8 protein-coding genes are annotated in these 13622 nt (G+C 33.5%); 7 read left to right on the forward strand and 1 reads right to left on the reverse strand.

Going from position 1 to position 13622, the window contains the following annotated elements:
- The first annotated feature begins 82 nt into the window (after positions 1-82).
- From ruvA to LBV24_RS05740, 7 genes are all read left to right on the forward strand, one after another.
- A complete protein-coding gene (ruvA, locus tag LBV24_RS05710) occupies positions 83-664 on the forward strand; it encodes a Holliday junction branch migration protein RuvA (RefSeq protein WP_224477624.1) in 582 nt (193 codons plus the stop codon).
- 4 nt (positions 665-668) lie between these two features.
- The gene (sov, locus tag LBV24_RS05715; RefSeq protein WP_394371115.1) at positions 669-7925 is read left to right on the forward strand and encodes a T9SS outer membrane translocon Sov/SprA; all 7257 of its coding nucleotides are present in this window, start codon (positions 669-671) and stop codon (positions 7923-7925) included.
- A gap of 60 nt (positions 7926-7985) precedes the next feature.
- Positions 7986-8366, forward strand: a complete 381-nt coding sequence (gcvH, locus tag LBV24_RS05720; protein WP_114300275.1) for a glycine cleavage system protein GcvH — start codon at positions 7986-7988, stop codon at positions 8364-8366.
- Positions 8359-8721 (forward strand): VanZ family protein, encoded by a 363-nt coding sequence (locus LBV24_RS05725; RefSeq protein ID WP_224477625.1) that lies wholly within the window; start codon positions 8359-8361, stop codon positions 8719-8721. Before gcvH ends, LBV24_RS05725 begins: the two co-directional genes overlap by 8 nt.
- A 63-nt stretch (positions 8722-8784) precedes the next feature.
- Positions 8785-9513 carry an energy transducer TonB gene (locus LBV24_RS05730; RefSeq protein WP_224477626.1) on the forward strand — a complete coding sequence of 243 codons (729 nt, stop codon included), beginning with the start codon at positions 8785-8787 and terminating at the stop codon, positions 9511-9513.
- A gap of 114 nt (positions 9514-9627) precedes the next feature.
- Positions 9628-10425, forward strand: coding sequence for an energy transducer TonB (locus LBV24_RS05735; RefSeq protein ID WP_224477627.1), 798 nt, complete (start codon positions 9628-9630; stop codon positions 10423-10425).
- A gap of 107 nt (positions 10426-10532) precedes the next feature.
- Positions 10533-12638, forward strand: a complete 2106-nt coding sequence (locus LBV24_RS05740; protein ID WP_224477628.1) for a gliding motility protein RemB — start codon at positions 10533-10535, stop codon at positions 12636-12638.
- A 3-nt stretch (positions 12639-12641) separates the two neighbouring features.
- On the opposite strand, the gene LBV24_RS05745 is transcribed toward LBV24_RS05740, so the two are convergent.
- A complete protein-coding gene (locus LBV24_RS05745; protein WP_224477629.1) occupies positions 12642-13526 on the reverse strand; it encodes an MBL fold metallo-hydrolase in 885 nt (294 codons plus the stop codon).
- Between the last annotated feature and the right edge of the window lie 96 nt (positions 13527-13622).

The following is a 13622-nucleotide window of genomic DNA, read 5'->3' on the forward strand; positions in this document are numbered from 1 at the left end:
TTTATTCAACTAATTAGCACAATAGTTTGAGGTTAAAATTAAGTAGTTTCTTTTGGGTTAATCTAAGTATTTAAAAGGATTTATGATTACACACTTAGAGGGAAGACTTGTTGAAAAAAATCCTACTGACGTTGTCATTGATTGCAATGGTGTAGGGTATTTTATAAATATATCACTCCATACTTTTTCTCAAATTCCAGATCGTGAAAATTTAAGACTATATACTTATCTTCAAGTTAGAGAGGATTCTCATTCACTTTATGGTTTTTCTTCAAAGGCAGAAAGAGAAATATTCAAGTTGCTTATATCCGTTAGTGGTATTGGAGCAAACACGGCAAGAACCATGTTATCATCTTTAACTCCAGAACAGGTTAAAGAAGGTATTGCAAGTGGAGATGTTGCGCTAATACAAAGTGTAAAAGGAATTGGCGCTAAAACTGCTCAACGAGTTATTATTGATTTAAAAGATAAAGTGTTAAAAGTATATGGCATAGATGAACTTTCTCTTATACCGAACAATACTAATAAAGATGAAGCGTTATCAGCATTAGAAGTTTTAGGATTTAACAAAAAACAATCTGAGAAAGTGATTGATAAAATTTTGAAAGCTGAACCAGATGCCCTTGTGGAGCAAATCATAAAAGAAGCTTTGAAAAACCTATAAAAAATTGAATAAAACTAACTATAATCAACATTTCAATTCAATTCGTCTTTTATGCTTCTTAGTATTAATGCTATTTGGTGGGCTTGTTTACGGGCAAGAGCCTGAGCAACAACAAGATTCTACAAAGACTACTTTTGCATTTGGTAAGTTAAATATGCCAAATCCAAACAGTATCGTTGCAAAGTACACGTACGACCCTATTTTAGACAGATATATTTACACTGAGAAGATTGGTAATTTCAATACCAATTATCCATTAATCCTTACGCCTGAAGAATTTCAAAAATTGGTTCTTCAAGAAAAGCTCAAGGAATATTATAAGCAAATGGCAGATGCCGCTGCAGGTCAGAAAGATGGAACTGAAGAAGGCCAAAAGAACTTACTCCCTGAATTTTATGTAAACTCAGGGCTGTTTGAAACAATTTTTGGAGGTAATACAATCAATGTTGTACCACAAGGTTCAGTTGAAGTTGATTTAGGTGTTTTGTTTTCGAGACAAGATAATCCGGCTTTTTCACCAAGGAATAGAACAAATTTCACATTCGATTTTGATCAGAGGATCAGTCTAAGCTTGTTAGGAAAGGTTGGTACAAGATTACAGGTTACTGCTAATTATGATACAGAGTCTACATTCGATTTTCAAAACCTCGTCAAATTAGAGTATACACCTACAGAAGATGATATAATTAGAAAGATTGAAGTAGGTAATGTTAATATGCCGTTGAACAGTTCTTTAATAACAGGAGCACAAAGTTTGTTTGGTGTAAAGACAGAATTACAGTTTGGTAAGACCACAGTAACTGCAGTGTTTTCTGAACAGCAATCCCAATCAAGATCAGTTGTAGCTCAAGGAGGTGGTACCGTTGAAGAGTTTGAATTCTTTGCGCGAGACTATGATGAGAATAGACATTTCTTTTTAGCGCATTACTTTAGGGATAATTATGATAAAGCTTTATTGCAGTATCCTTTTATTGATAATCAAGGGTTGCAGATTACAAGAGTAGAAGTTTGGGTTACAAATAGAAATAATCAAACAGATAACGTAAGAAATGTTGTTGCTTTTCAAGATTTAGGTGAGTCTCAAGTTGATAATATTGGTTTAAACCCAATACCAGGAGGTTTTATAAACAACCCTTCAGAATTACCAAGAAATGAGAATAATGATTTTGACCCAACGAATATTGGTGGTCCAGGATCATTATTAAACGATAATGTTAGGGATATAACCGTAGTTGAAACGGGAATTAATATTCCAGCCAATGAAGGGTTTGATTTTGGAAAATTAGAAGCGGCTAAAAAATTACAAGAAGGACAAGACTATGTTCTAAATTCTGAATTAGGTTATATATCGTTGAACCAAAGACTTCTAAACGATGAGGTTTTAGCCGTAGCATTTCAGTATACAATTGGTGGCGAGGTATATCAAGTTGGAGAGTTTGCTAATGATGGTGTCGATGCAACTACCGTTGATACTGGTGGCCCTAATGAAGTGATTAACAATCAAAGTTTAATCTTAAAAATGCTTAAGAGTGCCGTAACAGTTGTTGATCTTCCTATTTGGGACTTAATGATGAAAAACATTTATGACACAGGTGCTTTTCAACTAAGTCAAGAAGATTTTAGATTAAACATATTTTACACTGAAGCATCACCAGTTAATTATATAAGACCAGTAGAGATCAATGGTGTTGAAGTTCCATTCCCACCCTTTGATAATAATACACCATTTACAGGAGATGATACTGAGATAAGTGAAACTCCTTTAATACGTTTATTTCATTTAGACAGACTTAATTTTAATAATGACCCTCAAGAACGAGGTGATGGTTTCTTTGATTATGTCCCTGGATTAACTGTTCTCACACAAAATGGAAAAATAATTTTCACCAAATCAGAGCCTTTTGGTAGATATCTTTTCGATGTTCTTGATGACGATGACAATCCAAACAATAATGACACAGATTACGAGCAAGATGTTTATACAAATCCTAATCAGGAGAAATACGTATATGACCTTCTTTATAAATCGACTAAAACAGAGGCATTAGATGATGCCGAGAAGAATAAATTTCAGATTAAAGGTAGATTTAAAAGTAGTGGTGCGGGTGGAGGTATTCCTATTGGTGCATTCAACGTACCTCGTGGATCAGTTAGGGTTACAGCAGGAGGAAGATTACTTGTAGAGGGAATTGATTATACAGTAAATTATCAATTAGGACGTGTTGAAATATTAGACGAGGCATTAAAGGCATCTAATACACCAATTAATGTAGACGTAGAAAACAATGCTGTATTTGGTCAACAAACTAGACGATTTACAGGTATAAATGTAGAGCATCAGTTTAATGAAAACTTTGTTCTTGGAGCTACTTTGTTGAATTTGAATGAGCGTCCTATTACACAGAAAGCTAACTATAATGCCGAACCAATTAACAATACGATATTCGGTATGAATGGTAATTTCTCAACTGAAGTTCCATTCCTAACGAGGCTCGCAAATAAACTGCCAAACATTGATACAGATGTACCTTCTAATCTTTCAGTGAGAGGGGAATTTGCATATCTATTACCAGGAGCACCAAAAGGTGCCGATTTTAATGGAGAAGCTACTGCATACATTGATGATTTTGAAGGCACTCAAGGAGCAATTGATCTATTAAGTCCATTATCATGGTTTTTGGCGAGTAGACCAAAAGAACTACCTGCTAATGTACCTGGAGATGATGATCCTGGAATTGAAAATGGCTTTGGTAGAGCATTTTTAAATTGGTATACAATTGATCCAATTTTTTATAGTAGTCAACGTCCAGGAGGAATCACAGATGATGACGTTTCTAATTTGTATACGAGACGTGTTTTTATTGAAGAAATTTTCCCTGAAGTAGATATTGTTCAAGGTCAAACATCTGTAATCAACACATTAGATTTATCTTATTATCCATCTGAACGAGGACCTTATAATTTTGATCCTTCAGCAACTAACGATGTTATTAATCCCAATGATAGTTGGGCTGGTATAACAAGACAAATTACATCTACTGACTTTGAACAAGCCAATGTAGAGTATATCGAGTTCTGGGTACAAGATCCATTTTTAGACAATCCATCAAGTCAAGGAGGAAAATTATTTGTGAATCTTGGTAATATTTCTGAGGATGTCCTTAAGGATGGTAAAAAACAATATGAGAATGGTTTACCTGAGGATGGTGATGTTTCACTACTTAATCCAACAACTTTTGGTGGAGTTGTTCCGCAGAACCAATCATTAATATACACGTTTGCAACTACTGGTCAAGAACGTACAAACCAAGATGTTGGTTATGATGGTTATGATGATACAGAAGAGGTAATACAATTTGGGGCTCAATTTGGAGAAGATCCAGCTAAAGATAATTACACATATTATTTAAATACTGAAGGTGATATTTTTGAACGTTATAAAAGATATAACGGACAAGAAGGAAATACTCCAGACATATTTACAGACACCAATAGAGGTTCAACTACCCAGCCTGATGTAGAAGATATCAACAGAGATAACACAATGAATACTATTGATAGTTATTTTGAGTACGAGGTTGATATTAACCCAACAGCTCTTAATATTAATAACCCTCAGATTAATGATACGAAGGTTAGGACAGTTACGTTGCCTAACGGCCAAGAGAGAACTGTAACTTGGTACCAATTTAGATTGCCAATTAACGAACCAACTAATGCAATTGGTGGTATTAGAGATATTCGTTCTGTACGTTTTGCAAGATTATATTTAAGAGAGTTTACTGAAAATACAGTTTTACGTTTTGCAACTTTAGATTTGGTGAGAAGTGATTGGAGACGATATACTCTAGATCTCGATAATGATTCAACTAACAATAGTGCTGATGCAGAATTTAATGTTGCAATTGTTGGTGTTCAAGAGAATGATGGTGACTATGTAATTCCTCCAGGAGTAAGACGTGAAGAGCTGAATAATAATAATAACATTATCAGGCAGAATGAGCAATCTTTGGTTCTACAGGCTTGTGAATTAGAACCAGAAGACTCTAAAGGTGTATTTAAAAATATTAATGTAGACATGCGTCAGTATAAAAAGTTACGGATGTTTTTACATGCTGAAGCACAAGAGGGTCAAACTTTACAAGAGGGTGAGTTAATTGCTTTTATAAGAATGGGTAATGACTTTACTGATAATTTCTATCAAATTGAAGTTCCATTATTGCCAACAGAATTAGCGGAATCATCATTGACCGATAAGGAAAGAATATGGCCTGAGGTTAATGAGATTAATATGCCTCTATCTATTTTACAAGATATTAAGTCTAAAGGTATTTTTGATCAATCCCTAGCCAATGAAAACCCAACATTTTATGATGTTATAGATGGTGTTTTAAATGAAACTTCAGTAGACGAATTTGCACCTCTACCAACGGGACAACAACGTGTTGCTATCAAAGGAAATCCTAACTTTGGAGACATTCGTGTGTTAATGGTTGGACTGAAAAATTCAGGTAATACAGGAATGAATGCTTGTGGAGAGGTTTGGTTTAATGAACTTAGAATGTCTGATCTAGAGAATGAAGGTGGATGGGCAGCAGTGGTAAGCATGGATTCTAATATTGCCGATTTTGCGGATATAAGTGCAACTGCCAGAAGAAGTACAGTTGGTTTTGGTGGTATTGAGCAAAATCCTAATGAACGAAGCAGAGAAGATGTAAAACAATACGATGTAGTTACTAATGTTCAATTAGGGCAATTACTACCTAAGGAATGGGGAATACAGCTACCATTTAATTATGCTCAAAGTGAAGAGATTATTACACCTCAGTTTGATGAATATTATAGAGATATAGAATTAGATACGCAATTAAGTAATACCACAGACAAAGATTCAATTCTTAAGGTAAACGAAAATTATACGAAACGAAAGAGTATAAACTTCATTGGTGTTAGAAAGCAGAAAATGGGTGATGGTAAGAGACATTTTTATGATGTTGAAAATTTAACCTTTAATTACTCATATAACAAAGTAGAGCATCGTGATTTTGAAATAGAGAATTCATTAGATCAAAATATCAGAGCAGGTGTAAATTATAACTATGCTTTTGAGCCTGCGAAGATTGAACCGTTTAAAAAGAATGACTCATTATTCACTGGTAAATATTGGAAAATTTTAAAGGATTTTAATGTCAATTTATTACCGAGTAGCATATCAGTTAATACTGATATAAACAGGCAATTCAGTAAACAAAAGTTCAGAGAAGTAGAACTGGGTGGTGACAATATTGGCATTGAAGAATTATTCAGACGTAATTACACTTTCGATTTTCAGTATGCCATAAATTATAATTTAACCGATGCATTAAGCTTAAACTTTACAGCAGCAAATACCAATATTGTTCGAAATTATTTCATTGATGACAGAATTAATGGAAGGCAGGATCCTGAGCTTGATGTTTGGGATGGATTCTTTGATTTTGGAGATCCAAACTTACAAACGCAACAATTACAAGTTAATTACGAAATCCCACTTTATAAAATACCTGTTTTAAGTTTCTTGAGAGCAACATATGCTTATAGTGGCGCATTTCAATGGCAAAAAGGATCTGATCTTAATGAAGGACTGGTATTAGATGGGCAAACTTATAATTTGGGTCATTCTATTCAAAACTCTAATACACACAACCTCAATACCACCCTTAATATGGAAACCTTTTATAAAACAATTGGTTTAGTAAGAAAAGGTAACCAACGTGGTGGTGGAAGAAATACGGCTGTTAAAAGGCGTACTGCTCCAACTCCAAATGCAGCGCAAGACAATAATGCTACAAACACCGCCAAAAAGGGTAGTGCTGGTCAAAAAGCCTATAATACCCTTGTTGATATTGTAACAATGGTAAAACGAATTCAATTTGGGTATTCTGAAAATAATGGTACGTATTTACCAGGATATTTACCTACACCTGGTTTTATAGGTACTTTAAGGCCAACATGGGATTATACATTCGGAAGCCAAAGAGATATTAGAGGAATTGTTGCAGAAAGTGGTTGGTTAACAATATTCCCAGAATTTAATCAACAGTATACGGAGGTTACCAACAAGACCTTAGATTATTCTATGAATCTAGAACCAATGAGAGATTTAAAAATAGATTTAATTGGTAATAGAACATATGCAGAGAATATTAATGAAACTTTTAGAGCGTTAGATCTTAATGGCGATGGTTTAAGTGATCAGTACGAGGACTTAATAACCAATTCCTTCGGAAATTTTAATATATCTACCGCACTTATTAAAACTGCTTTTAGCACAAGTGACGAATTTGAATCTAAAACCTTTGATGATTTTAGAGCAAATAGGCTTGTTATTGCAAATAGATTAGCGAGGGTGTTTTATGGTACAAATACCTTTGCAACAGATGCGGAAGGTTATCCTCTTGGTTTTGGTAAAAACAGTCAAAGGGTACTACTACCTGCGTTTTTATCTGCATATCAAGGTTCAGATCCAGAAAGCATAAGTACTAGTGCATTTAGAGATGTGCCAATACCAAATTGGACGCTAAAGTATACTGGATTAATGAAAATCCCTTGGTTTAAAAAAACCTTCAGAAGATTCTCAGTTCAGCATGGTTATAGATCTAGATATACCATAAACCAATTTAGAACCAATTTAGATTTAGACACAGATGAGTTTAATGAAGGTCAGCCTTACGACCAGCAGCCAGATAGTGTTTTAGATCAATCAGGAAACTTTAAGAACGGGACTCTATATAGTAACATTAACCTTGAAGAACAATTTAGTCCACTAATAAGATTAGAGTTTGAAATGAAAAATTCTATAAAGGTTCTAGCCGAGATTAAGAAGGACAGATTACTGTCACTTAGTTTTGATAATAATTTATTGACTGAGATACAAGGTGAAGAGTATACACTCGGATTAGGATATAGAATTAAGGATTTGAGAATTAGATCTAAACTGGCGGGAGCCAAGCAAATTATTAAGAGTGATCTAAATATGCGAGCCGATATATCCGTACGAGATAACAAGACAATTATCAGATATTTAGATTTAGAAAACAATCAGGTAACTGCGGGTCAAACCATTTGGGGAGCCAAGTTTACCGCAGATTATGCATTCAGTAAAAACTTAACAGGTATTTTCTATTTTGATTATACGTTCTCTGATTTTGCTATATCAACGTCCTTCCCACAGACTTCTTTAAGATCAGGTATTACCTTACGTTATAATTTTGGTAATTAATTTTGAATTGAAGCAATTAAAAAATTATTTTTGTTTCACTAATTTATTACAACATTAAAGATGAACATACCATCAGAATTAAAGTACACCAAAGATCACGAATGGATTAAAATAGAAGGTGATGTAGCAACAGTAGGAATTACAGATTTTGCACAAGGAGAATTGGGAGATATAGTTTACGTTGAGGTAGACACCCTTGATGAGACATTAGATGCCGAAGAGGTTTTTGGCACTGTAGAGGCTGTAAAAACAGTTTCTGATTTATTCTTACCACTTTCTGGTGAAATAATTGAATTCAATGAAGGATTAGAAGATGAACCTGAAAAGGTGAACTCAGATCCTTATGGAGATGGTTGGATGATTAAGCTTAAAATTAGTGACGAATCTCAAATAGAAAGCTTATTATCTGCAGATGCTTATAAGGAACTAATTAGTGCTTAAAAACCTACTTCTAGTAGCATCTATTTCTTATACAATCACATTGATTGTATTAAGCCTTATAAATATTCCAGATTTACCAGATTTAGGCTCTTCTTTTGATGATAAGATATTACATGTTGTCGCATATTTTGTTTTAGCCATATTATGGATTACCTATGTTAAACCATTAAATAAGAGAAACATTTATAGAATCGTATTAATTGCTGCCATTATCCTTGGAGCAATTTTGGAAGGGTTACAATTTGTATTAAATCCTAACAGGTCGTTTGATTTATTAGACATGTTAGCAAATGCATTAGGAGCTTTCATTGGCACACTAATTGCAGTCAGATTCACACTGTTAAAGTTAAAATAAATGAAAGCCTTGCTTTTTTTACTTTTTATTAATTAAATTAGCGATGTTATAAAACCCAGTATTATGGAACCTAAAAAGAATCCAAAATCCGATGTAAGCCGTAATAGCTCAATTTATTTTGCTGTTGGTCTTGCCTTAATGTTAGCAATCACTTACATGTCTATTAACTATAAGACTTATGATAAAAGTGATATTGCTTTAGAGTCATTAAATCTCGATGATGAGTTAGAAGAGGAAGTGCCAATTACAGAACAGATTGTTACGCCTCCACCTCCACCTCCACCTCCACCAGCAGCACCTGAAGTTATTGAGGTTGTTGAAGATGAAGAAGAAGTAGAGGAAACTGTAATTGAATCTACAGAAACTGAAATGGAAGCTGAGATAGTTGAAGTTGAAGAAATTGAGGTAGAAGAAGTAGAAGAAGATATTGAGGTTCCGTTCTCTGTAATTGAAAATGTACCTGTTTTCCCTGGATGTGAAAAGAAAAAGGGAAATGCAGCTAAAAAGAAGTGCATGTCAGAGAAGGTTGCAAAGTTTGTAAACAAAAAATTTAATACTGAGTTAGCCAGTGATCTGGGATTACCTGCTGGTAGAAAACGAATTTTTGTTTCATTTAAAATTGATAAGTCTGGTAATATTGTTGGTGTAGGAGCTCGTGGTCCTCACCCAGGTTTAGAAAGAGAAGCTAAGCGTGTAATTAGTTTACTTCCAAAAATGAAGCCAGGTAAGCAAAGAGGTAAAGCGGTAATTGTACCTTATTCTTTACCAATTGTATTCCAAGTACAAGACTAGAAATTAAATACAATTTCATATAAAAATCCCGTTCAAAATTAATTGGACGGGATTTTCTTTTTGGTATGCTTATTGTGACTTTTTCAAAATATTAACATTTTAAATAAATATATTATGAAAAACTCTAAAATAGGTTTCAGTAATGCTGGTCAGAGCATTGCCGAAACAAAGAAGCCACGTAAGCATGATGTAAATTTACAAAAAAACACAACCCTTTATTTTCAAATAGGTTTGATACTTTGCTTGCTTGGTACTTATGCACTTTTTGAAATGCAATTTCAAAATAAGACGTTTGTCCTGTCAAAAGAAAAACCGGTAGATCAGATTGTTTCATTAGATTATGTCAAACCATTTGAAGTTGAAGTTATTGAGGAGCAAAAGTCAAAACCACTTCCTAGTAAAACATTAAAAGATGTATATAAGGTTGTTGAAGACGATACTCCAAAAATTGAGAAAATTGTAAATACTCCAGATACCACGCAACCAACTCCAATACCATCATCGATTTCTGATATTCCTGAGATTGATAATGACATAGAAAAAGGAGAACCCTTGGTAGAATGGGTTAATATTGAAAAAGTACCTGTTTATCCAGGTTGTGAAAAATATGATACAAATGATAAGAGAAAAAAATGTATGTCTACTAAAATATCAAAACTTATAAATAGAAAGTTTAATCTAGATGTAGGTTCTGAGTATGGTATATCAGGTAGACAAAGAATATTTACCCAATTTACTATTGATAAAGATGGTAATATTACAGATATTAGAGTAAGAGGGCCTCATAATGTATTAGAAAAAGAAGCTAAAAGAGTTATCAATAAAATTCCTAAAATGGAGCCAGGGAAGCAACGTAATGTTCCTGTGGGTGTAAGGTATACACTTCCAATTGTATATGATGCAAGAGATTAATTGAGAATAATTTTAATAAGAAAACCGTTATTGTTTCAATAACGGTTTTTTGTTTTAGGTGATGCCAAAAAATAAGTATCTTTCGTACAATTAACTAATCTTACTTTATGAAGCGATTTTTGCTTTTTGTTTCAATCTTTCTTTCAATGTTTTGTAATGGTCAGAACATTTCAACTTATGAAAAACCTCCTGTGTTTAAAGAATGTGATTCAATTGCAGTAATTCAATTAAAATCATGCTTCAACTATACATTGAATAAATTCATTTTTGAGAATTATAAAGTGCCTTCAATTGTAGATGAAGAATCTTATAAAGGTGATGTGAAAGTTTTATTTGAGGTTAACAAGGATGGTGACTTTAAAGTAATATATATAGATGCTATATATGACGAATTAAAACAAGAAGGGCATCGTATTTTTGAATTGCTTCCAAAAATACAACCGGCTACATATAATGGAAAACCAACCTTTGTACAATATAGTATCGATATTTCAATTCCATTGAAACAGCCAGTTATGGGTAGTATTGATGAGGGTGAGAACAAGTTATCTGCACAGGATAGTTTAAATGCTACATTATCTAATGAGTATGATAAGATCAATGCTGAAGTTAAAGCCTATGAAAAACTGGAGTATGCAAGTCAATTGAATGTTCCATTTACACATTCTTATTACGCAAGATTTGATGATGAGATGAATGCCATAGGTACTAATAGTCATACGGCCGCGAAACCTTTTCTTTATGCAGATGTTGCCAAATATTATGATATAAAGGCAGAAAAAGAAAGTTTAGTAAAGAAGACTGACTCTTGGCTAGGTAGAAAATTGTATAACGAACATTTGGTTCAAGTCCAAGGTAAGGATTATTGGTTCACGGTAGACCCTATATTAGATTTACAGGTAGGTAAGGATACTGAAGCAGACTTTAGCTCTACTTGGAATAACACTAGAGGTGTTTTTATTCAAGCAGGATTGGGAAAACGCTTTAATTTAACAACATCATTTTATGAGAGTCAAGGAAGGTTTGCAGATTATTTTAACCAATATGCTGAGAGTCTAAAAGCCTTTGGCCCAGATCCGGCAATTATTCCCGGTCGAGGTATTGCAAAACGATTTAAGTCAGATTCTTATGATTATCCTGTGGCTGAAGCTTATTTATCATATACTCCTGCAGATTTTTTAAATATACAGTTTGGTCACGGCAAAAATTTTATTGGCGATGGTTATAGGTCATTGTTTCAGAGTGATGTATCAAGTCCTTATCCATTTTTAAAATTGAATGCTAATTTTTGGAAAATTAAGTACACAAGTACTTGGATGTGGTTAAAGGATGTGCGCCCAGAGGTTACAGTAGATGGTGCTTTTTTTACAAAATACATGGCTAACCATTACTTAAGTTGGAATGTTTCCAAACGACTTAATATTGGACTGTTTGAATCTGTAATGTGGGCCGACACCAATGATAGAGGGTTTGACATTAATTATTTGAATCCTATTATATTTTTCAGGGCTATAGAATTTCAGACTGGGCAAGATGCTGGTAATGCAATTTTAGGTTTAAGCGGAAAATACAAATGGAATAACAAGGTAAATATATACGGTCAGTTTATTATAGACGAATTTTCATTAAGTGATGTAAAAGCGGGTGAAAAAAGTTGGAAGAATAAGTTTGGTTTCCAACTGGGTGCTAAGTACTTTAATGCCTTTAAAATTGATAATCTATTACTACAAGCAGAGTACAACCAAGTAAGACCTTATACCTACTCCCATAATTCTATTATTTTAAATTATGCGCATTTTAATCAACCTATGGCGCATCTTTGGGGTTCTAATTTCAGAGAATTAGTGTTAATTGGTCGTTACAATTATAAAAGATGGTTTGCAGATGCTAAGTTCGTAATTGGTCAACGTGGTTATGATTTTAATACTACTGATGACAGTTTTAATTATGGGGGTAATATTTATGCAGATGAGGATAATCGAGTCAGCGATACAGGTATTAAAATTGGGCAGGGTAACAAAACAAATAGTTTTATGACTGAATTACAGGCTGGTTATCTCATAAACCCAGAGACCAATTTAAAATTATTTACCAATATTATCTATAGAGATTTTAACCCAGAAGCAATTACTGCATCAACTATGGATTCTAATACACTTTGGTTTAGTATAGGAATCCGTACAGATTTGTTTAATTGGTATAACGACTTCTAAGAATCAATTACTCGTTAGACTTTTATATATGGTTAATCTTATTCGTTCGCTATTTATAAAGCCTGTACCATAGCCTAATTCATCATAGTCTTCTGTTATAGACGAATCCGCTATAATCTCTTCTTCGCTTTTCCCAAGATCAATAGCATTTTTAATTCTATCTCTCAGTGATTCAAGCATATTTAAAAAACTTTTGTATTCTGTCAAATTAGATGCTTGTCCGTGGCCAGGAATTATTTTTGTGTCTTCATTAATTAAAATCATGGCGCGTTTAACAGCCTCGATATATCCATTAATGCTACCACCAGATTTTAAATCAATATATGGATAACGACCATTAAAGTAGGTGTCACCAGTATGAAGAACATTGCTTTGAGTAAAGTATAAAATAGAATCACCATCCGTATGTGCATTAGAAACATGAAATACTGCCACATCCTCATCATTAATAGTAATATTCAGCTTGTCGTTAAAAGTTATCACAGGAATAGTCTCCTTGCTTTTATAGGTTCCGTCTCGTTGTATACCCTTTAGTCGTTTTTTTACATTTTCGTGTGCGATTATGGTTGCACCAGCTTTTGCCATATTTTCATTTCCACCAGTATGGTCTCCATGAAAATGTGTGTTAACCAAAAAAGTTAAAGGCTTGTCACTGATTTTTTCAATAGCATCTAAGATTTTTTGAGATAATGGTGCAAATTGATCGTCAATAATGAAAATTTCTTTATTACCTACAGATAATCCAATGTTGCCGCCAGCACCCTGAAGCATATATACTTTTTCAGTCAGTTGTGTGGCCTTTATTTCAACCTTATCAAACCTTTGAGCGTTAACGAAAAGGATAAATCCTGAAGCAAACAGTAAAAAGAATAATTTATTAGGTTTCATAATGTTGGATTGAATTGATTTTGTCTAGTAAATGTAAGGATTCTTGCTTTTAGCTGAAAAGTATTATTAAAACTAAAGACTAGCGTTGGTCATAAT

It is taken from the genome of Winogradskyella vincentii (genome assembly GCF_020166345.1).
GTDB lineage: Bacteria > Bacteroidota > Bacteroidia > Flavobacteriales > Flavobacteriaceae > Winogradskyella > Winogradskyella vincentii.

Coding starts and splice junctions, on each gene's coding strand:
- ruvA (WP_224477624.1), top strand. CDS start 83: ATGATTACACACTTAGAGGGAAGACTTGTTGAAAAAAATCCTACTGAC.
- gcvH (WP_114300275.1), top strand. CDS start 7,986: ATGAACATACCATCAGAATTAAAGTACACCAAAGATCACGAATGGATT.
- LBV24_RS05730 (WP_224477626.1), top strand. CDS start 8,785: ATGGAACCTAAAAAGAATCCAAAATCCGATGTAAGCCGTAATAGCTCA.
- LBV24_RS05735 (WP_224477627.1), top strand. CDS start 9,628: ATGAAAAACTCTAAAATAGGTTTCAGTAATGCTGGTCAGAGCATTGCC.
- LBV24_RS05740 (WP_224477628.1), top strand. CDS start 10,533: ATGAAGCGATTTTTGCTTTTTGTTTCAATCTTTCTTTCAATGTTTTGT.
- LBV24_RS05745 (WP_224477629.1), bottom strand. CDS start 13,526: ATGAAACCTAATAAATTATTCTTTTTACTGTTTGCTTCAGGATTTATC.